General features: G+C 73.1%; 19 protein-coding genes. 9 read left to right on the top strand and 10 right to left on the bottom strand.

The genetic code is table 11. The annotated features are described in order from the left end of the window. Positions 1-88 precede the first annotated feature (88 nt). Positions 89-685 carry a 2'-5' RNA ligase family protein gene (locus ACFVGS_RS28735; protein WP_384417691.1) on the top strand — a complete coding sequence of 199 codons (597 nt, stop codon included), beginning with the start codon at positions 89-91 and terminating at the stop codon, positions 683-685. Positions 686-888: 203 nt separating this feature from the next. On the opposite strand, the gene ACFVGS_RS28730 is transcribed toward ACFVGS_RS28735, so the two are convergent. Then, the gene (locus tag ACFVGS_RS28730) at positions 889-1,644 is read right to left on the bottom strand and encodes a decaprenylphospho-beta-D-erythro-pentofuranosid-2-ulose 2-reductase (RefSeq protein ID WP_384417694.1); all 756 of its coding nucleotides are present in this window, start codon (positions 1,642-1,644) and stop codon (positions 889-891) included. 105 nt (positions 1,645-1,749) lie between these two features. Continuing rightward, positions 1,750-3,180: an FAD-binding protein gene (locus tag ACFVGS_RS28725; protein WP_385694483.1), complete on the bottom strand. Its 1,431-nt coding sequence runs from the start codon at positions 3,178-3,180 to the stop codon at positions 1,750-1,752. 497 nt (positions 3,181-3,677) lie between these two features. Here ACFVGS_RS28725 and ACFVGS_RS28720 point away from each other — a divergent pair, with 497 nt between their 5' ends. The 4 genes from ACFVGS_RS28720 to ACFVGS_RS28705 all read left to right on the top strand — a co-directional run bounded on the left by ACFVGS_RS28720 (position 3,678) and on the right by ACFVGS_RS28705 (position 6,772). Continuing rightward, on the top strand, positions 3,678-4,184 hold the full coding sequence (locus ACFVGS_RS28720) for a phosphatase PAP2 family protein (RefSeq protein ID WP_385694480.1): 507 nt from the start codon (positions 3,678-3,680) through the stop codon (positions 4,182-4,184). A gap of 133 nt (positions 4,185-4,317) precedes the next feature. Beyond that, complete coding sequence (locus ACFVGS_RS28715) at positions 4,318-5,280, top strand: decaprenyl-phosphate phosphoribosyltransferase (protein WP_384417843.1); 963 nt, start codon at positions 4,318-4,320, stop codon at positions 5,278-5,280. Between the two features lie 173 nt (positions 5,281-5,453). Next, positions 5,454-5,876 (top strand): GtrA family protein, encoded by a 423-nt coding sequence (locus ACFVGS_RS28710; protein ID WP_385694505.1) that lies wholly within the window; start codon positions 5,454-5,456, stop codon positions 5,874-5,876. Then, positions 5,864-6,772: a YihY/virulence factor BrkB family protein gene (locus ACFVGS_RS28705; protein ID WP_385694477.1), complete on the top strand. Its 909-nt coding sequence runs from the start codon at positions 5,864-5,866 to the stop codon at positions 6,770-6,772. Before ACFVGS_RS28710 ends, ACFVGS_RS28705 begins: the two co-directional genes overlap by 13 nt. On the opposite strand, the gene ACFVGS_RS28700 is transcribed toward ACFVGS_RS28705, so the two are convergent. The 3 genes from ACFVGS_RS28700 to ACFVGS_RS28690 form a co-directional block, all read right to left on the bottom strand. Beyond that, on the bottom strand, positions 6,762-8,063 hold the full coding sequence (locus tag ACFVGS_RS28700; protein ID WP_384417704.1) for a D-alanyl-D-alanine carboxypeptidase family protein: 1,302 nt from the start codon (positions 8,061-8,063) through the stop codon (positions 6,762-6,764). The two genes, ACFVGS_RS28705 and ACFVGS_RS28700, sit on opposite strands and share 11 nt — an antisense overlap. Positions 8,064-8,796: 733 nt before the next feature. After that, on the bottom strand, positions 8,797-8,937 hold the full coding sequence (locus tag ACFVGS_RS28695; protein ID WP_385694474.1) for a hypothetical protein: 141 nt from the start codon (positions 8,935-8,937) through the stop codon (positions 8,797-8,799). 24 nt (positions 8,938-8,961) lie between these two features. Next, positions 8,962-9,198 (bottom strand): SCO4848 family membrane protein, encoded by a 237-nt coding sequence (locus tag ACFVGS_RS28690; RefSeq protein WP_384417709.1) that lies wholly within the window; start codon positions 9,196-9,198, stop codon positions 8,962-8,964. 191 nt (positions 9,199-9,389) lie between these two features. On the opposite strand from ACFVGS_RS28690, the gene ACFVGS_RS28685 reads away from it, so the two are divergent. Beyond that, positions 9,390-10,655 carry a metallophosphoesterase gene (locus ACFVGS_RS28685; protein WP_384417848.1) on the top strand — a complete coding sequence of 422 codons (1,266 nt, stop codon included), beginning with the start codon at positions 9,390-9,392 and terminating at the stop codon, positions 10,653-10,655. Between the two features lie 319 nt (positions 10,656-10,974). After that, positions 10,975-12,534: an ABC transporter substrate-binding protein gene (locus ACFVGS_RS28680; protein WP_384417712.1), complete on the top strand. Its 1,560-nt coding sequence runs from the start codon at positions 10,975-10,977 to the stop codon at positions 12,532-12,534. Between the two features lie 120 nt (positions 12,535-12,654). Here the strand turns inward: ACFVGS_RS28680 and ACFVGS_RS28675 are convergent, their stop codons facing one another. Genes ACFVGS_RS28675 through ACFVGS_RS28665 form a run of 3 tightly spaced genes read right to left on the bottom strand, consistent with a single transcriptional unit; the run spans position 12,655 to position 14,363 of the window. After that, complete coding sequence (locus tag ACFVGS_RS28675; RefSeq protein WP_385694470.1) at positions 12,655-13,395, bottom strand: TetR/AcrR family transcriptional regulator; 741 nt, start codon at positions 13,393-13,395, stop codon at positions 12,655-12,657. A 32-nt stretch (positions 13,396-13,427) separates the two neighbouring features. Next, positions 13,428-13,880 carry a thiol-disulfide oxidoreductase DCC family protein gene (locus tag ACFVGS_RS28670; RefSeq protein WP_384417716.1) on the bottom strand — a complete coding sequence of 151 codons (453 nt, stop codon included), beginning with the start codon at positions 13,878-13,880 and terminating at the stop codon, positions 13,428-13,430. A 24-nt stretch (positions 13,881-13,904) separates the two neighbouring features. Next, a complete protein-coding gene (locus ACFVGS_RS28665; RefSeq protein ID WP_384417719.1) occupies positions 13,905-14,363 on the bottom strand; it encodes a hypothetical protein in 459 nt (152 codons plus the stop codon). Positions 14,364-14,499: 136 nt separating this feature from the next. On the opposite strand from ACFVGS_RS28665, the gene ACFVGS_RS28660 reads away from it, so the two are divergent. Beyond that, on the top strand, positions 14,500-15,285 hold the full coding sequence (locus ACFVGS_RS28660; protein WP_385694467.1) for an alpha/beta fold hydrolase: 786 nt from the start codon (positions 14,500-14,502) through the stop codon (positions 15,283-15,285). A 156-nt stretch (positions 15,286-15,441) separates the two neighbouring features. On the opposite strand, the gene ACFVGS_RS28655 is transcribed toward ACFVGS_RS28660, so the two are convergent. Beyond that, on the bottom strand, positions 15,442-16,665 hold the full coding sequence (locus ACFVGS_RS28655) for an MFS transporter (protein WP_385694464.1): 1,224 nt from the start codon (positions 16,663-16,665) through the stop codon (positions 15,442-15,444). Positions 16,666-16,751: 86 nt separating this feature from the next. On the opposite strand from ACFVGS_RS28655, the gene ACFVGS_RS28650 reads away from it, so the two are divergent. Continuing rightward, the gene (locus ACFVGS_RS28650) at positions 16,752-17,360 is read left to right on the top strand and encodes a MarR family winged helix-turn-helix transcriptional regulator (protein WP_385694461.1); all 609 of its coding nucleotides are present in this window, start codon (positions 16,752-16,754) and stop codon (positions 17,358-17,360) included. Positions 17,361-17,401: 41 nt separating this feature from the next. Here the strand turns inward: ACFVGS_RS28650 and ACFVGS_RS28645 are convergent, their stop codons facing one another. Further along, the gene (locus ACFVGS_RS28645) at positions 17,402-18,457 is read right to left on the bottom strand and encodes a serine hydrolase domain-containing protein (protein ID WP_385694460.1); all 1,056 of its coding nucleotides are present in this window, start codon (positions 18,455-18,457) and stop codon (positions 17,402-17,404) included. Between the last annotated feature and the right edge of the window lie 115 nt (positions 18,458-18,572).

Raw genomic sequence — 18,572 nt, 5'->3', positions numbered from 1 at the left:
CAAACGGTGGTGCAGGCCGCACACTGGCGGCTGCACCACCACACACATTTCCACGCACGACGGACGACGCACGACGGAGGAGAACGACGTGGGGACCGTAACGCTCGGCGTTTCGATCGCGGTCCCGGAGCCTCACGGCAGCCTGCTCCAGGAGCGGCGCGCGGGCTTCGGGGATCCCGCCGCGTACGGCATCCCGACCCACGTCACCCTGCTCCCGCCGACCGAGGTGGACGAGGAGCGGCTGCCGGAGATCGAGGCGCACCTCGCCGGCATCGCCGCGCTCAGCGACCCCTTCACGATGCGGCTCGACGGCACCGGCACCTTCCGGCCGCTCTCTCCCGTCGTCTTCGTGAAGCTCGTCGAGGGCGCCGTCGGCTGCGACCGGCTCCAGCAGCGGATCCGCGACGCGGCCGGCCCCGTCCCGCGCGAGCTGCAGTTCCCGTACCACCCGCACGTCACCGTCGCCCACGGCATCGCCGACGAGGCGATGGACCGCGCCTTCGAGGAGCTCTCCGGCTACCAGGCGACGTGGACCTGCCGCTCCTTCGCGCTGTACGAGCAGGGCGCGGACGAGGTGTGGCGCAAGCTGTGCGACTACGAGTTCGGCAGCGGCCGGACCATCACGGCGGTCCCGGCGCAGGGCGGCAGCCCGGTCGACGCGCCGGCCACGACACCGGCGGTCTGAACCGGGAGCCGGAGCCGGAGCCGGACGGGGCCCGGACTCGGACCGGACCTGGACCGGGCCCGGACCTGACTCGGACCCGGACCCGGAGCCGCGCCCGTACGGCAGTCACACCGCCAGTCGCCGCGCAGATCTCCGGTCACGTCGTCGGTCAGGTCGCCGGTCACGTCGTAGGTCGTCGGCCAGATCGCCGGTCTCGCCGTCGGTCACACGGGCAGACGCCGGAACAGCGGTCGCGGCACGTGCCGCAGCGCAGACATCACCATGCGCAGCGCGCCCGGCACCCACACCGTCTCCGAGCGGCGCCGCAGCCCCAGCTCGATCGCCGTCGCGACGGCCTCCGGCGTGGTCGCGAGCGGCGCCTCCTCCCGGCCCGCGGTCATCCGGGTGCGGACGAACCCGGGCCTGACCACCATCACGTGCACGCCCGTGCCGTGCATCGCGTCCCCGAGCCCCTGCGCGAAGGCGTCCAGCCCGGCCTTCGACGAGCCGTAGATGAAGTTCGCCCGCCGGGCCCGCTCGCCGGCCACCGACGACAGCACCACCAGCGAGCCGTGGCCCTGCGCCTGAAGGGCCTGGGCGCAGACCAGACCGGCCGATACGGCACCGGTGTAGTTCGTCTGGGCGACCCGTACGGCCGCGAGCGGGTCGGACTCGTCGCGCACCTGGTCGCCGAGGACGCCGAAGGCGAGCAGCACCATGTCGACATCGCCCTCGGTGAAGATCTTGCCGAGCCGCTCCTCGTGCGACTCGGTGTCCAGCGCGTCGAACGGGACGGTGCGCACCTCCGCGCCGAGGGCGCGCAGCGAGTCGGCCGCGGCGGTGAGGGCGGGGGAGGGACGGCCGGCCAGCCACACCGTACGGGTACGGCGGCTGATCAGCCGGCGGGCGGTGGCGAGGCCGATCTCGGAGGTGCCGCCGAGAACGAGCAGGGACTGGGGTGCGCCGAAGGCGTCCTTCATGGCGTTCAGCCTCCAGGGAGGGAGCGGGACGGGAGAGGTCGGAGGAGGACGGGAGGGGACGGGGCAGCGGGAGGCGGGGAGGGACGGGACGGCAGGGGACGGGGATCAGAGGGCGAGGCGGCGGGCGAGGTCCGACATGAACACCGAGTGCGGGTCGAGGGCGGCGCGCAGCTCGCGGAAGTCGCCGAGCCTCGGGTACATCGCCGCGAGCAGCTCGGGCCGCAGCCGCGAGTCCTTGGCGAGGTACACCCGCCCGCCGGCCGCGACGACCTCCTCGTCCAGTTCGTCGAGGAAGGCGCCGAGCCCGCTGAGCGAGGCCGGGATGTCGAGCGCGAGGGTCCAGCCGGGCAGCGGGAAGGAAAGCCAGCCGGGGTCGGCCTCGCCGAAGCGCTTGAGGACGGCGAGGAAGGACGGACAGCCACGGGTCGCGATCCGGCGCACGACCCGGCGCAGTGTCTCCTCCTGCCCGTGGCCGACGACGAACTGGTACTGCACGAAGCCGCCGCGCCCGTACACCCGGTTCCAGTGCGGCACTCCGTCGAGCGGGTGGAAGAAGGAGGAGAGCCGCTGGAGCCGGCCGGTGGAACGACGCGGCGCCTTGCGGTACCAGAGCTCGTTGAAGAGACCGACCGTGGTGCGGCCGAGCAGCCCCTCGGGGACGTACGCGGGCGCGGGCGGCAGCTGTCCGGTCCGGAAGGCCAGGGGCGCGCGGCGGGCGCGCCGGGCCCGTACCGGCAGAGCGTCGTACGGGGCGTGGTCGCCGCGGGTGAGGACGGCGCGGCCGGTCGAGGCGCCGCGTGCGAGCAGGTCGATCCACGCCACGGAGTAGCGGTAGCGGTGGTCGGTGGCGGTCAGGCGGGCCATCAGGTCGTCGAGGTCGGTGGCCCGTTCCGTGTCGACGGACATCAGCGAGGTCTCGACGGGCAGCAGCCGGAGCGTGACGGAGAGGATCACGCCGGTCAGGCCCATGCCGCCGGCGGTGGCGTCGAAGAGCGGCGTGCCGGGACCGACGGTGTGCACCCGGCCGTCGGCGGTGAGCAGGTCGAGGGAGACGACATGGCGGGAGAAGGAGCCGGAGACGTGGTGGTTCTTGCCGTGGATGTCGGCGCCGACGGCTCCGCCGACGGTGACGTAGCGGGTGCCGGGGGTGACCGGCACGAACCAGCCGAGCGGCAGCAGCACCTCCATCAGGTGGTGCAGGCTGACGCCGGCGTCGCAGACCACGAGCCCCGCCTCGGCGTCCACGGCGCGGATCCGGGCGAGCGCGGTCATGTCGAGCACGGACCCGCCGGCGTTCTGGGCGGCGTCTCCGTAGGCCCGGCCGAGGCCGCGCGCGATCGACCCACGGGCGCCGCACGCGCGGACGGCGGCTGCGGCCTCGTCGTAGGTACGCGGGCGGATCACGCGCGCGTGGGTGGGGGCGGTGCGGCCCCAGCCGGTGAGGGTGTCGATGTCGATGTCGATGTCGACGTCGGTGTCGAGGGCAGGGGCGACGTGGGTGTCGACGCCCGTCTCGAAGTCGGTCTCGGCTGCCATGGAGCGACCGTATAGCCGGGAGTGTCGCTTATGCCGGGATTGGTGGGCGGTTCGTCGAAATGGGTGATTAAACGAGTGTCAGGAAAGCGTGCCGTGCCGAAGGCCGCCTCCGGGCGTCAGAGTCGCCCATGGTTGACGGCGCACCGGGGAGGCGGGCGAGAGACATGCGATACGGGGAGTGGGCCGCACCCGGGACGGAGCACGGGATGGACCCCGGGATGGCGGCCGGGGTCGCGCCCGGGACCGCGCCCGGGACGGCGCCCTGGCCCGCGCCCGGGGTCGAGCCTGAGACCGCGCCCGGGGGCGAGCCTGAGACCGCGCCCGGGACCGCGCCCGGGGTCGAGCCTGAGACCGCGCCCGGCTCCGTATCCGGGACCGCACCAGGGACCGCAACCGGGACGGCGCCCTGGGTCGCACCCGGGCCCGCGCCCGGCACCGCGCCCCGGGGCGCGCGGAACGCGCCCGGGTTCGTTGCCGCCGCCGCGGTCGACCGGCGGGTGCTGGTCGTAGCGCGCCGCGCCGGGCAGTGGCCCGTCGTGGCCGGACTCGCCCGCGGCCTCTCGTACGGCGGTGAGCACGCCGCGCTCTGGCTCGCCGCCGGGGCCACCGCCGCCGCGTTCGACCCGGAGCGCCGGGCGGCCTGGCTGCGCGGCACGGCTCTGGTCGGGGCCGCGCACCTGGTCAGCATGGGCGTCAAGCGGGTGGTACGGCGCCCCAGGCCGCGCCCCGAGCGTTACGCACCGCTGGTCCCCACCGCCGGGCGGCACTCCTTCCCCAGCTCGCACGCGAGCTCGGCGGCCGCGGCGGCCGTCGCCTTCACCGTCCTGCATCCACCGCTCCGGCACGTCGCCGTCCCGGCCGCCGTGGCGATGTGCCTCTCGCGGCTGGTCGTCGGCGTCCACTATCCGAGCGACGTCGCCGCGGGCGCGCTCCTCGGCGCGGCCACGGCCGCGGCGGGCCGCGACTGGCTGCGCGCGACCTCACCAGGAGGCACCCGTGGCTGAACCGGTCGCGTCCACCTCCCTGGCCGTCTCCGCCGGCGCTCCCACTGCCGCCACTGCCGCCACTGCCGCCACTGCCGCCACTGGCGCCACCGCAGGCGCCGCGGCCGCCGCCGGCACCGCCATCGGCACCGCCCTGCTCGACGCGCCCGACGCGCCCGGCGCATCTGACACACCCGCCGCCGCACCCACCCGGCCCGCCACGCGGCCCGGGGCGCTCGCCCTCGCGGTGGCCCTCGTCCGCACCGCCCGGCCCCGCCAGTGGGTCAAGAACACCCTCGTCGTCGCTGCGCCCGTCGCCGCCGGGCAGCTCGCCTCCTGGCACAGCGCCGCCCGACTCGGCCTGGTCTTCGCCCTTTTCACGGCCGCCGCCTCCGCCGTCTACCTGGTCAACGACGCCCGCGACGCCGCCGCCGACCGCGCCCACCCCGTCAAACGGCACCGCCCGGTCGCCGCCGGCCTCGTCCCCGTACCCCTCGCGTACGCGACGGGAACCCTCCTCGGGACCGGCGCGGCGGTCGCCGCCGCCGTGCTGTGCAACGCGATGACGGCGCTGCTCCTCACCGCGTACCTGGCGATGCAACTCGCCTACTGCGTCCGCCTCAAGCACGTCCTCGTCGTCGACCTCACCGTCGTCACCACCGGCTTCCTCATGCGGGCGATGATCGGCGGGATCGCGCTCGGCATCCCGCTCTCGCGCTGGTTCCTCATCACCACCGGCTTCGGCGCGCTGTTCATGGTGGCGGCCAAGCGCTACTCGGAGGCCGTACAGATGGAGGAGGCCCAGGGGGCGACCCGGGCGCTGCTCACCCAGTACACGGCCGGCTACCTGCGTTTCGTCTGGCAGCTGGCGGCCGGGGTCGCCGTCCTCGGCTACTGCCTGTGGGCCCTGGAGAGCGGCGGCGTCGCGAACGGCTCGCTGCTGCCGTGGCGACAGCTGTCCGTCGTCGCCTTCGTCCTGGCGGTGCTGCGATACGCGGTCTTCGCCGACCGGGGCACGGCCGGCGAACCCGAGGACGTGATCCTGCGCGACCGGCCGCTCGCCGTCATCGGCCTGGTGTGGGCGGCGATGTACGGCATGGCGGTCGCCGACCTGTGAGCGGCACCGGACGAGCCGGCGCCCGCCTGAAAACAGTCGGCCTCTGCAGAGAGCCGAGGGCCCGCGTGGGCGGCGAGCTCCCGGCCCGCCTCCACAGCCCGCTGACGCGCCGCCCGCGCCGCGAGCCGACGGGTCGCCGGACAGGCAAGCACGCCGGCCGCCCGGGCGGCGAGATCCTCGGCTTCGCCCTCGCCGGTCTCGCCGCGTACGCCGCCGACCTCGCCCTCTTCCTCTCGCTGCGCGGGCCGCTCGGCCAGGACCCGATCACGGCCAAGGCCGCCTCCTTCCTCGCCGGCTGCACCGTGGCGTACCTCGGCAACGCGCTCGGCACCTACCGCCGCCGGACCGTCGCCCTCCGCGAGTACGCCGTCTTCTTCGCCGTGAACGTCGCCGGAGCCGTCGTCCAGCTGCTCTGCCTCCTCGTCTCGCACCACGGCCTCGGATTCACCTCCGCCCGGGCCGACACGGTGTCAGGACTCGGTCTGGGCATGGCCCTGGCCACGTGTCTGCGATTCTGGGGTACTCGGACCCTGGTGTTCCGGATTCCGTCCCGCGAAGGACCAGAGGAAGAGGCGCGTAAGGCATGGACTGGCTGACCAAGCTCCCCGTCGTCGGCCCGTGGGTCACACGGCTGATGAAGACCCACGCCTGGCACTCCTACGAACGCCTCGACGAGGTCCGCTGGGCCCGGCTCGCCGCCGCCATCACCTTCCTCAGCTTCCTCGCGCTCTTCCCGCTGATCACCGTCGGCGCCGCGGTCGGCGCCGCGCTGCTCTCCGACGAACAGCTCAAGAAGATCGAGGACAAGATCGCCGACCAGGTCCCCGGCATCTCGGACCAGCTCGACATCGCGGGCCTCGTCGACAACGCCGGCACCATCGGTCTCGTCGCCGGCGCCGTGCTGCTCTTCATGGGCATCGGCTGGATCGGTTCGATGCGCGAGTGCCTGCGCGCGGTCTGGGAGCTGGACGCCGTCGACGAGGGGAATCCCTTCCTGCGCAAGGGCAAGGACGCGATCGTCCTGCTCGGCCTCGGCGGTGTGATGCTCTGCTCGTTCGCCGCCTCCTGGCTCGGCTCCACCGCCGTGGGCTGGAGCGCCGAGCGGCTCGGCATCGCGCACACCGGCCCCGGCCGGGTGCTGATCGAGGCCGCCGCGATCCTGGTGGCGGTCGTCGCGGACTTCCTGATCCTGTCGTACGTGCTGACGCTGCTGCCCGGCGTCGAGCCGCAGCGCCGCGACCTGGTGATCGCGGCGCTGCTCGGCGCGGTCGGCTTCGAGCTCCTGAAACTGCTGCTCGGCGGTTACATGAGGGGCGTCGCCGCGAAGTCGATGTACGGGGCCTTCGGCGTGCCGGTGGCCCTGCTGCTGTGGATCAACTTCACCGCGAAGCTGCTGCTCTTCTGCGCGGCCTGGACCGCCACGGGCAGGGCGACGGAGCAGGCCCCGGCGGCCGAGTCCGAGCCGGAGGGAGCGGGAACGCCTACGGGTTGACGCTCTCGTCGACCGGAGCGGCGGGCTCCTCGGCCGGGCGGGAGCGACGGGCCGCCCCCGCCAGCGGCCAGCGCCGGTTGACCAGGAACACCGCGCCCGCGAGCAGCACCAGCACACCGCCCGCCACGGCGAGCGCGATGCCCACGCCGCCCGACTTCCCCCCGACGGCCGCCGCGTGCTCGGTACCCGCGGGGGCGTTCTTGCCGGGAGCGGGCTCCGTGCCGTTCGAGCTGCCTCCCGAGCTCGTCCCGGGGCTCGTACGCGCCGACTTCGGCGGCACCAGCTCGCCGACGGGCGTCACCTTCCCCGACGCCGCGAAGCCCCAGTCGAGCAGCCGCGCGGTCTCTTTGTAGACGGCGTGCTGCTCCTTCGACGACGGGTTCATGACGGTGACGAGCAGCACCCGGCCGTTGCGCTCGGCGACGCCGGTGAAGGTCGCGCCGGCGTGCGTGGTGTTGCCGTTCTTGACGCCCGCGATGCCCTGGTAGGCGGGGACACCGAGATCGCCGGTGAGCAGCCGGTTGGTGTTCTGGATCTCGAAGGTCTCACGCTTCTTGCCGGGCTTCTGCTCCCCGGGGAACTTGGCGCGCGCGGTCGCGGCGTACTCCCGGAAGTCCGGCTTCTGCATGCCGCTGCGCGCGATGAGGGTGAGGTCGTACGCGGAGGAGACCTGGCCCGGCTCGTCGTAGCCGTCGGGGGTCTTCACCGTGGTGTCCAGGGCCTGCAGCTCCACCGCCCGCTGCTGCATCTCCTGGACGGTCCGCTCCTTGCCGTTGTTCATCGCGGTGAGGACGTGGACGGCGTCGTTGCCGGAGCGCAGGAAGACGCCCATCCACAGGTCGTGGACGCTGTAGGTCTGCTTCTCCTTGATGCCGACCAGACTGGACCCGGAGCCGAGACCGGTCAGGTCCTGGGGCAGGACGGTGTGGTTCTGCGTCTTGGGGAACTTGGGCAGCAGGGTGTCCGCGAACAGCATCTTCAGGGTGGAGGCGGGGGCCAGCGGCCAGTGCGCGTTGTGCGCTGCGAGGACCTGCCCGCTCTCCGCGTCCGCCACGATCCACGAGCGCGCGCTGAGCTCCTTCGGCAGCACCGGGGCGCCCGGGCCGAGCCGCACCTGGGTGCCGGGCTGGGCCAGCAGCGCGCCACCGACGCTCGACATCCGGGCGGGCGGCTGCGGCTGCGGGGGCTTGCCGTCGGCGTGCGCGGGGGCGGCGGCGAGCAGCGGGAGCAGCGCGGCGGCGGCCGTCGCCGCCAGGGCGGCCTTCGCGGTGGTCGAGGCCTTCGCGGTCATCTTCGAAGCGGACACGATCGAGAACGTACATCCCCGGAACCCCCTTCCGAACCCCGCGGGGCGGTTCGCCGCCGCTCGTCCACCCGTCCGCAGGGCCGCGGGACCCCCCGGCGATACCGGGAGCATGAAGCTCGGCCGCCCCGTCTCCTGGTTCCTGCTCGGGTTCGGAGTGTGGAGCTGGTTCATCTGGATCACTTTCGTCCAATAACTGACTGTTAGAGCTTCAGCAGCGGAAAAGAGCAGGTGAGAGGCTTATCCCCTGGGTTCACCCGTGGGAGCCGAGCATCTGGACCCGGTGCGGGTTGTCGTCCGCGGTCGGCAGTCCAAGGCGCGCCCGGACTCGTCGGAGGCGTTCCAGGAGGCGCGGGTGGCAGTAGGCGAGGCTCTGGCGGCGAGCCGGAGGTGGGAGGTGTTTCACACGTTCAAAGACGTGGGTCGGTCCGGTTGGGATCCAACGCCGTCCGCCCGGGGTTCGAAGACCTCATGCCGGCTGTCCGCGCGGGCGAGGTCGGCGTGGTGGTGGCCGACGAACTGTCCCGACTGACCGGCAAGGGCGCGCACGACGCCCTGGAGGTCGGCAAGGGGGCGGCCGATGGCCGGCTCTCCAGCTCCGCGCCGTACGGCACGCCGGCCGGAGCGGAGGCCCGGTTGGAGACTGCCCGGGAGGCGGAAGCGGCGCGCCGTGCCGGGGCTGCCGCCGGCTCAAGACGAGCGCGGAGTTCGGGCGCGCCGCTCAGCGCTGTGCCCACCAGGTTCCCGCTGCCCCGCCGGCGGTGGTGACCAGGGTGACGAGCCATCCAGGGATGCGCTGAATGGTCAGGTGCAGCCCGCCGACGCGGAGTTCCATGGCGGGGCGGGTGGGTGTGGACGACATGACGCACCGTGAGGCGGTGCGGCCTTACCTCTTGCCCGCGCGGACACCCCGGAAGCCGATCACACCGACGGCCGTCCCTAGGATGAACGACGTGACGGCGAGGGCGAGGTGGACCCAGAAGTACGCGGTCGGGTTGCCCGCGTCGTCGAAGGCGAGGCCGCTCCCGTCCTTCCAGAGGTTCTTCGCGAAGGTCACCCAGATCACCCACGACCAGACGCCGAAGGCGAGCAGGAACCAGGAGACGCGGCGGCTGAGCTTCATGGGGTGTCCTTCGGGGTGGGATGGCCGTGCCCTGCCAGTATCGAACGGGCCTGCGGCGATCTTGCGGCAGGGTCTGCCGGCCCCGTGACGTCCGTTGTCTCGGGGACGGTGGTCGGGGTGGTCGGGTTGCGTGGCGTGCGCGCGCTTCGGCGCGAGCGCTGCTGACGGAGGAGGAGAGGGTGGGGCGGGGCGTGGTCGTGTTCCTGGTGGTACTGGTCGTGATCCTCGCGCTGCTGGGCGCGGTGCACTGGTACGTGTGGCGGCGCCTGGTGCGCGATCTCACAGCGCCCGGCGGCGCGGCCCGGCGGATCGGTACGGGCGCCGCCGTCGTGCTGCCGTTGCTGTCGGTCGCGGCGCTCGTCTCCGGGCGCGCCGGTGCGCCGTTCGCCGTGGAGCAGGTCCTCGCCTGGCCGGGCTTCCTGTGGCTCGCCGTGCTCCTGTACGTGACGCTGGCGCTGGTCGTGACGGAACCGCTCCGGCCGCTGCTGCGGCGGCTGCTCGCCCGGCGGGGGCCCGTGGCGGTGGCCGAGGCCCCGGCCGCTGCCGTGTCCGTGCCCGCACCCGCTTCCGCGGGGGCTGCCGAGGCCGCCGCGGAGGCTCCTGCCACCGCTCCGGCCCCGGTCCCCGACCTCTCCCGTCGCCTGTTCGTCAACCGGATCGTCTCCGGGACCGCCGCTGCCGTCGCCGTCGGGACGGTCGGATACGGGACGTACGGGGTGCTGCGCGGGCCGCGCGTGAAGCGGGTGACCGTGCCCTTGGCGAAGCTGCCGCGCCGGGCGCACGGGTACCGGATCGCGGTGGTGTCGGACATCCACCTCGGGCCCATCCTCGGGCGCGCCCACACCCAGCGGATCGTCGACACGATCAACGCCGCCCAGCCCGACCTCGTCGCCGTCGTGGGCGACCTGGTCGACGGCTCCGTGGCCGACCTGGGTCCGGCCGCCGAGCCGCTCGCGCACCTCAGGGCCCGTGACGGCGCGTTCTTCGTGACCGGCAACCACGAGTACTTCTCCGGTGCCGACGCCTGGGTCGACCACGTCCGCGAGCTCGGCCTGCACCCGCTGCGCAACGCCCGCGTCGAGATCGGCGCCGGGTTCGACCTCGCCGGCGTGGACGACGTCGCCGGTGAGAGGGAGGGCCAGGGGCCCGACTTCGGCAGGGCGCTCGGGGACCGCGACCGGTCCCGTACCGCCGTGCTCCTCGCGCACCAGCCGATCGTCATCGACGACGCCGTCCGGCACGGCGTCGACCTCCAGCTCTCCGGCCACACCCACGGCGGGCAGCTCTGGCCCGGGAACTTCATCGCCGAGCTGGCCAATCCCACCGTCGCGGGGCTGGAGCGCTACGGCGACACGCAGCTGTACGTGTCGCGCGGCGCGGGGGCCTGGGGGCCTCCGGTCCGGGTCGGCGCGCCCTCCGACATCACGGTCGTGGAGCTCGCGTCCAGGCAGGCGTGATCGGGTGGCGGTGGTGATGTGACGGACGGCGGCGGGACGGTGGCGGGTCGGTCGCAGTGGCGGCGGGGCCGTCGCCACGCGCCGGCGGGTCGCCGGGGCCGGGAGGCCGCTGCGAGCGTGTGACCTGGTGCGTTACGGAGTGCTTGGTGACCGGTACGTACTGTTTCCGTCGGTCGAAATCTCTTATCCCTGGACATATGCGTGCGGTGTGAAGGTTTACTCTTCCACCAGTGAAATTCGTGTGATGGGATGACGCCCATCGCGGCTGGCCGTTTTCCGCCGCGACAGGGGTGGGGATCCGATGAAGGAAACACGACTCATGCGGTCGACGGTCCGTCTGCGAATTCTGATCACTTGCGGGGTTCTGGTGGTCGCCGGGATCGGAGGCTGGCAGCTGCTGCCCTCCGACGACGTACGGACGGATCCGATCTCCGTCGGCACCACGGACGAGGTGACCTCGCTGGACCCGGCCGGGGCCTATGACGCCGGTTCCTGGGCGATGTACAGCAACGTCTTCCAGTCGCTGCTGACCTTCAAGCCCGGCTTCACCACGCCGGTTCCGGACGCCGCCGAGAGCTGCCGTTTCGTCGGCAACAAGCTGACCACGTACGAGTGCACGCTGCGCGACGACCTCACCTTCTCCAACGGTCGCAAGATCACCGGTGAGGACGTCAAGTACTCCGTCGAACGCATTCTCGCCATCAAGACGGACGTCGGCCCGGCGCCCCTCTTTCCGACCCTGAAGAACGTCGAGGCGGACGGCCAGAAGGTCACCTTCCACCTCGGCGGCCGTGACGCCACGTTCCCGCTGAAGCTCGCGACGGGCGCCGGCTCGATCGTCGACCGCACCCTGTACCCGGCGAAGAGGCTGCGCGAGGGCACGGCGGTTGACGGCTCGGGGCCGTACATCCTCAAGGAGTACAGGCCGGGCGAGCTCGCCCGCTTCGAGCCCAATCCGAGCTACCGGGGCGCGGTCTCCAAGGCCGGTCGCACGGTCGTCGTGAAGTACTTCAAGGAGTCGGAGGAGCTCGCCGCCGCCTGGAAGGCGAAGCAGGTGGACGTGACGCACCGGCAGATGCCGCCCGCCTTCATCAACTCGTTGAAGGAGGCGTCCGGCGACGGAACCCGGATCACCGAGGTGGCGACCGCCGAGATCCGCAATCTCAACTTCAACCTCCGGTCCGGCTCGGTGATGGCGGACAAGGCGGTACGGAAGGCCGTCGCCGCCGTCCTCGACCGCCCGGCCATCACCACCGGCCCCTACCAGGGCACGGTCGAGCCGCTGTACTCCCTCGTCCCCCAGGGCTTCGTCGGTCACAGCACCGCCTTCTACGACGCCTACCCGGAGCCCAGCGCGGCCGTCGCCAAGCGCCTGCTGAAGGACGCGGACGTCGACGTCCCGGTGAAGTTCACCCTCGGCCACCGCGCGGACGCCACGTACGCCGCCGAGGCCGCCGAGATCAAGAAGCAGCTGGAGCAGAGCGGGCTGTTCGAGGTCGAGGTCGAGTCGGTGGACTGGAAGGCCTTCCAGAAGGCTTACGCGCAGGGCAAGTTCGACGCCTACCCGATCGGCTGGTTCCCCGACTTCCCGGACTCCGACAACTTCGCCGCGCCCCTCGTCGGCACCGGCAACGCGCTGCACAACGGGTACTCCAGCAAGACGGTCGACTCGCTGATCGCCGCGTCGCAGCAGTACAGCGACCGGGCGCGGGCCAGCGACGACTTCAAGGACATCCAGAGCGAGGTCGCCAAGGACGTGCCGCTGGTGCCGCTGTGGCAGAAGAAGGACTACGTGCTGGCCACGGACCAGGTCGCCGGCTCGCAGTACCTGTCGGACGGCACGGGCGTGTGGCGCCTGTGGGAACTCGGGTGGATCTAGGGCCTGTCCGGCGGATCAGGCCGGAAGGGCCCTAGGGGCCTGCTCCGAGGGCCCGCTCCCGAGGGCCTGGCCCCCGGGAGCTCCGGACGCTCAGGTCCTCGGTCCTTTTCCGGTGGGTCCCTAGGACTTCCGGCCGGCCCGCTTCGGCTTGCCGGAGGCCGCCATTCCCGCCGCGGTCGGCATGAAGTCGGACAGGACGTCGTGGACGTCCGTGACCAGGGGGCGCAGGATCCGGAAGCGGGACAGCGAGATGGCCCGGGCCGTGACCGGGGCGAGGCGCTCCACGAGGCGGCGGCTGTTGGCGGCGTCCTCGGAGCGGTCGTACACCCAGAACAGCACCAGGCCCATCTGCTGGAGCCAGAGCAGCCGCGGCAGCGGCTCGGCCAGTTCCTTGTCGACCTTGACCGCGGCCCCGCGGATGACCCGCCGGTGGACCTCGATCGCCGCCTCCCGCGGGCCCTCCGACTCGGGGGAGAAGGGGCTGAGCGGGCTGTCCGGGTCGGCGGCGTTCTTGAAGAACTGGGACGCGAACTCGTGGTACGGCTCGGCGATGTCGAGCCAGGCGAGGAGCACCCCGCGGATCCGGGCCGTCAGGTCCTTCTCGCCGCCCTCCAGGATCGGCTCGACGGCCGCCTGGTGCTCCTCGGCGATCCGGTCGTAGAAGCCCTGGACGAGGTGCTCCTTGGAGGAGAAGTAGTAGTACGCGTTGCCGACGGAGACCCCGGCCTCCTGGGCGATGGCCCGCATGGTCGTCTTGTCGTAGCCGCGCTCCTTGAACAGCCGGAGCGCGGTCTCCAGGATGAGCGCGCGGGTCTGCTCGCTCTTGGGCGCCTTGGCGGCCCTGCCCTGCTTCTCTTCCATCTCTTCCCTCGCGTCCTCCACGGGACCTGAGCCTAGCCGGACGAGCTGTGAGTCTCGCACCGTCCGTCGGCGCAGCCGGTGCCGGCGTGCTCGCCGCCTTCGTCAGGACCCTCTCCGCGGCCGGACTTCAGCGCCTCGCGCCACTTGGCGGCGGCGAGGACGGTGGCCCGGGCGAACGGCTGCCCGGCGGGTGTGGCCAGCCAGTGGGCCCGGGGCCGGTGCTCGGCCAGGGCCCAGAGGCAGACGATCCAGGCGGCGGTGGAGCGGTAGATCTGGCCGCCGTCGCCGACGACGGTGATCTCGCGCAGGGTGGACGCGTGGTCGAGGTCCGGGAAGCGCTGCCGCGCCTCCCGGGAGCCGGCCGGGACCAGGTCCAGGGGCACCAGCTGCGGCTGTCGGAGCAGCCAGTGCCTCAGGTGGACGCAGAGCGGACAGTCCGCGTCGTACAGGACGGTCAGGCGCCGCACGGGCGCGTTCGGGTCCACGGGTGCTGCCGGCCGGGCGGGGCGTCAGGCGCCGGTCGCGGGGGCCGCCCAGGGGCCGGGGCCCTGCGGGCCGTTGGGGCCGCCCTTGCCGGGGCCCATCCAGCCCTGCGGCGGCACGGGCGGGACCTGGCGGCGCTCCATGACGCCCCGGCGGCGGATCTTGTTGAGGACGTAGACGTTGGCGAGGTGCAGCACGCCGAGGACGAGCAGGACGACGCCGAGCTTGACGGAGAGGGCCTCGAAGAGCCCGCGTGCGTCGGGGACGGCCTCGTCCTGGCTCAGATAGAGGGCGACGAAGCCGAAGTTGACGAGGTAGAACCCGACGACGAGCAGGTGGTTGACGGCGTCCGCGAGCTTCTCGTTCCCGTGCAGGACGTCGGAGAGGAAGACCTTTCCGTTGCGGCTGAGGGTGCGGGCGACCCAGATGGTGAGCCCGACACTGACGAGCAGGTAGACGACGTACGCGACGACAGTGAGGTCCATGCCCCACGCTCCCTTGAACGCGTTCAAAGCTGACAGGCATGACTGTAGACCTCTCTTTGAACGTGTTCAAGCCGCGATCGGTGATCCCGGGGAAACCCCTGGTGGGGCGGGTCTCCGGGGATCTAGGGTCAGGCCCATGACACTTGCTCACGATGTGGCCGGCGACGGCCCCTCCACCGTGCTCCTGCTCCACTCCGGCGTCTGCGACCGGCGCATGTGGGACGGACAGTTCCACGCCCTCGCCGAGGCCGGACGCCGGGTGGTGCGGTGCGACCTCCGGGGCTTCGGCGACAGCCCGATCGACCGCCCGCACGTCCACGCCGACGACATACGTGAGCTGCTCGACCACCTCGGCGTCGAACGCGCCGCGCTCGTCGGCTCCTCCTTCGGCGGGGAGGTGGCCCTGGAGTTCACCGTCCGCCACCCCGGCCGCACCACCGCCCTCGCCCTGCTCTGCGCCGCCGCCCCGGGCCACGAGGCCGGGCCGGAGCTGCGCGAGTTCTTCACGCGCGAGCGGGCGCTGCTCGTGGACGGCGACATCGCCGCCGCGGCCGACCTCAACGTCGACTTCTGGCTCGGCCCGGACGCGGACGCCGACGCCCGCGAGCTCGTCCGCCGCATGCAGACCCGCGCCTTCGAGCTCCAGCTGCCGGCGCCCGACGAGTTCGCGCCCGGAGACGTCGAGGTGACCGACGCCGACCTCGCCGCGATCGGCGTCCCGGTGCTCGTCGCCACCGGGGCCCACGACGTGCCGGACTTCCGCGCGATCGGTGACCGGCTCGCCCGGCTCTTCCCGGACGTGCGCCGCATCGAGCTCGACCGGGCCGGTCATCTGCCCGCCGTGGAGCACCCGGAGGAGACCGCGAAGCTGCTCCTCGACTTCCTGGGCTCCCGCGACCTCCTCGGCACACCCGCCGCCTGAGGCCGCGCCCGGGCGCCCGGGGCCGCCGACCGCATGGCGCCGCGCGCGGGCCTAAGTCCACCGGCCGCCTGAGACCGCGCCCGGCCGGGGGCCGCGCCCGGACCGGAGGTCACCCGTCGCCTGTGGCCCCGCCCGGCGGTCCTCCCCGCCCCGCCGTCAGCCGCTCCTGAAGCTCCGCACGCCCGGCACCAGTGCCGTCCCGAGGCAGCACGCCGCCACCGTCACTGCCGCGGCCACCAGCGGGAGCTCCGGCCCCCAGGCCGAGGCGGCGAGGGGGGCCAGGGCGTAGCCCAGCGGCATCGCCGCGAAGGAGAGCAGCCAGTCGTACGAGGTCACGCGCGCGAGCGCGTGTTCTGGTACGGCTCTCTGCACCGCGGTCTCCCAGACCGGCGTGAGGAACCCGAGCCCCGCCTGTGCGAGCCCGTACGCGGCGAAGACCGCCGGGCCCGGCGCGTGGACCGCCAGGAGCAGCAGCGGCAGCGCGTACAGGGCGAGGCCCAGGTTGGCGGCGAGGATCGGGCGCCGGGGGCGGATCCGGTCGGCGGCCAGCGAACCGGCGAGCAGCCCGATCGCCCCCACCTGGAGCAGGCCCGCCCAGGCGAGGTCGCCGCCCAGCCGGTCGAGGGCGAGCGCGGGGCCGAGCGTCATCAGGACGGCGGCGGCGCCGTTCCAGGCGCTGTGCCCGACGAGGCTCGTCCAGTACCAGTCACGGGTGCGGACCTCCCGCCAGCCCTCCTTGAGGTCGGCGAGCACCGACCGGCGCGGCGGCGCCACCACCCGCTCGACCCGTACGGCGCACAGCAGCGCGGCACTGACCGCGAAGCTGGCGGCGTCCAGGACGAAGGCCCAGCCGGGTCCCACGGTCACGATCAGCGTCCCCGCGAGCGCCGGACCGCCGACCCGGCTCCCGCTGTACGCCACGGCCATCGCCGCGTTCGCCCGCTGCAGGGCCTCCGCCGGAACCGTGCCCTTGACCAGCGGCGCGGCCGTGGGCATCGCGAAGGCGCCCGCCGCGCCGCCGAGCACCTCGACGACCGCGATGACCGCGAGGGACGGGGTGCCGCCCAACAGCTGGATGCCGACGACGAGCTGGGTGACACATCGGACCAGGTCCATGGTCAGGGCGACCGTCCTGGCGTCGAACCGGTCGCCCACCACACCGCCGAGCGGCAGCAGGAGCAGCTTGGGCACCATCGAGCAGGCGAGCACGAGCGCGAGGGCCGAGGTGGAGCCGGTCGCCTTCAGGACGGCGAGGGCGAGGGCGGCCGGGATGACGGCGTCGCCGAGGAGGGAGAGCGCGCGCCCGGCGAAGAGCAGCCGGAAGGAGCGGGTGCGCAGGGGATGGAGGAGGGGCGGCCGGTCGAGGGCGGTGGCAGGCATGCGCCGCAGAGTATTTCGATACCGAATAATTCGTCAACGAAATACTTCTCCCGTGCTGCGCCCGCGCGCCGACGTACGATCGCCCCATGGCACCGACCGAGCAACCGAGCGCAGAGGACCCCGGCGCGGAGCAGCCGAGCGCCGAGCGGTCGGGCGAACCCGCGCCGCAGGGCTCTCCCGCGCCCCGGCGCGACTGGACCGACGAGCACGTCGCCCGCTGGCAGCCCGTCCTGCCCGGCCTCGACCCGGTCGTCGAGGGCGCGGTCACCCGGATGAAGAAGCTCTCCGTCTACTTCCGCCGGGTCCGGGAGCAGTCCCTCGTCGACTTCGACCTCGAACGCCACGAGTTCGACACGCTCCACAAGCTCGCGGGCCGCGGCGGCAGCGCCGCGCCCTCCGAACTCGCCCAGGACCTCGACCTCGCCCCGGCCTCCGTCACCGGCCGCCTCGACGCCCTGGAGAGGCGCGGCTTCGTCCGCCGTACCCAGTCCACGACCGACCGCCGCCGCGTGATCGTCGAACTCACCGAGTCGGGACACGAGACCTGGCTCGGCGCCATGGACGTCCTCGGCCACGAGGAATACCGCCTCCTCGGCGTCCTCGACCCCGAGGAGCGCGCCACCCTCAACGACCTGCTCCGCCGCATCATGCTCGCCGCCGAGGAGGACCCCACGGTCCCGCACTGGCACGGCTAGCGCCCGCCGGCGGGCCGTGGCCCCGCGCCCGCGAGACACCCCTAGCGCGTCACGCCGCCGAACGCGGCGTCGGCTATCCTCCGGACCCGCGCGACCTCCTGGTCCGCGTTCTTGCCGGTCGGCAGTGTGGAGTAGACGAGGACCCGGTCCAGGTCCGCCGTGGCGAACACCCCGCTCGCGTAACCGTGGTTCGAGCCCGTCTTGCCCCAGACCACCGTCCCGTCCTTCAGCTCGACACGGGTCAGCCCGCCGTAACTGAAGGCGGCCCCCGGCACGTCCGGCATCGCGAACAGCAGCCGCCGCTCGGCCGGGCGCAGCAGTCCGCCGCGTATCAGCGCGGTCGTGAAGCGGCGCAGATCGGTGGCGTCGGACACGAGCCCGCCCTCCGCCCAGGCCCAGTCGTCGGCGGGCAGCCGGGTGTGCCGCAGGCCGAGCGGGCGCAGCACCCGGTCGTTCAGCTCCTCCGCGTACGTCCGGCCGGTCACCTTCTCGACCACCAGGCCGAGGACGAAGTAGTTGATGCCGTTGTACTGGACGGCGCTCCCCGGGGCGCCCGGAGTCCCGCAGGAGACCGCGGACCTGACGACCTCCACCGGCGTCCCAGGACGGACGCATGTGGGCTTCTGCAGCCCGCTGGTGTGACTGAGGAGCTGCCCCACGGTGATCGGGGCGTAGGAGTCCGGCAGCAGGCCGGGCAGCACCTCCTGGACCGTGTCGTCGAGCGACAGCCGGCCCTCGCCGACGAGCTGGAGGACCACGGCGGAGGTGAACAGCTTGGTGACGCTGCCTATGGCGAACTCGGCCTCGGCCGGCGCGGTCCACTCGCCGGCCGTCCCGCTCCACCGCCCGTCCCGCCCGGTCACCTTCACCATGGCGCCCCGCACGTAGTCGTCGGGCAGTCCGGCGAGCGCCTTCCGCAGGGCCGCGGGATCGACCCGGCCGGCGGCCGGCGCCACCGTGGCCTGCGCCACCGCCGTCGGCGCTGCCGGAGAAGGGGCCGCCGCCGCGCCCGCCGGCACGGCCGCACCCGCCACCACCAGGGCAGCCACCGCCGCAGCCGTCGTCCAACGCGTCTTGATCGTCCACGAGTTCGTCATGGATCAAGGTTCCCGCCGGACCGACCCTCCGGACCATCGGGGACCACCCTGGTCCACCCCTGACGAACAACCCTGAGGAAGGCCGGAAAGGCCCTCAGGACAACCCTGAGACCCG

This window comes from Streptomyces sp. NPDC127114 (assembly GCF_042677525.1).
Lineage (GTDB): Bacteria > Actinomycetota > Actinomycetes > Streptomycetales > Streptomycetaceae > Streptomyces.
Note: the sequence above shows the minus strand (reverse complement) of the source record. Positions and strands in the feature narration are given on the sequence as shown.

What these genes read in the sequence shown, in the direction of transcription:
- ACFVGS_RS28665 (WP_384417719.1), bottom strand. Translation starts at nt 14,363, where the DNA reads ATGGACCTCACTGTCGTCGCGTACGTCGTCTACCTGCTCGTCAGTGTC.
- ACFVGS_RS28690 (WP_384417709.1), bottom strand. Translation starts at nt 9,198, where the DNA reads ATGAAGCTCAGCCGCCGCGTCTCCTGGTTCCTGCTCGCCTTCGGCGTC.
- ACFVGS_RS28645 (WP_385694460.1), bottom strand. Translation starts at nt 18,457, where the DNA reads ATGACGAACTCGTGGACGATCAAGACGCGTTGGACGACGGCTGCGGCG.
- ACFVGS_RS28650 (WP_385694461.1), top strand. Translation starts at nt 16,752, where the DNA reads ATGGCACCGACCGAGCAACCGAGCGCAGAGGACCCCGGCGCGGAGCAG.
- ACFVGS_RS28705 (WP_385694477.1), top strand. Translation starts at nt 5,864, where the DNA reads ATGGACTGGCTGACCAAGCTCCCCGTCGTCGGCCCGTGGGTCACACGG.
- ACFVGS_RS28700 (WP_384417704.1), bottom strand. Translation starts at nt 8,063, where the DNA reads ATGACCGCGAAGGCCTCGACCACCGCGAAGGCCGCCCTGGCGGCGACG.
- ACFVGS_RS28695 (WP_385694474.1), bottom strand. Translation starts at nt 8,937, where the DNA reads ATGTCGTCCACACCCACCCGCCCCGCCATGGAACTCCGCGTCGGCGGG.
- ACFVGS_RS28675 (WP_385694470.1), bottom strand. Translation starts at nt 13,395, where the DNA reads ATGGAAGAGAAGCAGGGCAGGGCCGCCAAGGCGCCCAAGAGCGAGCAG.
- ACFVGS_RS28730 (WP_384417694.1), bottom strand. Translation starts at nt 1,644, where the DNA reads ATGAAGGACGCCTTCGGCGCACCCCAGTCCCTGCTCGTTCTCGGCGGC.
- ACFVGS_RS28655 (WP_385694464.1), bottom strand. Translation starts at nt 16,665, where the DNA reads ATGCCTGCCACCGCCCTCGACCGGCCGCCCCTCCTCCATCCCCTGCGC.
- ACFVGS_RS28680 (WP_384417712.1), top strand. Translation starts at nt 10,975, where the DNA reads ATGCGGTCGACGGTCCGTCTGCGAATTCTGATCACTTGCGGGGTTCTG.
- ACFVGS_RS28660 (WP_385694467.1), top strand. Translation starts at nt 14,500, where the DNA reads ATGACACTTGCTCACGATGTGGCCGGCGACGGCCCCTCCACCGTGCTC.
- ACFVGS_RS28725 (WP_385694483.1), bottom strand. Translation starts at nt 3,180, where the DNA reads ATGGCAGCCGAGACCGACTTCGAGACGGGCGTCGACACCCACGTCGCC.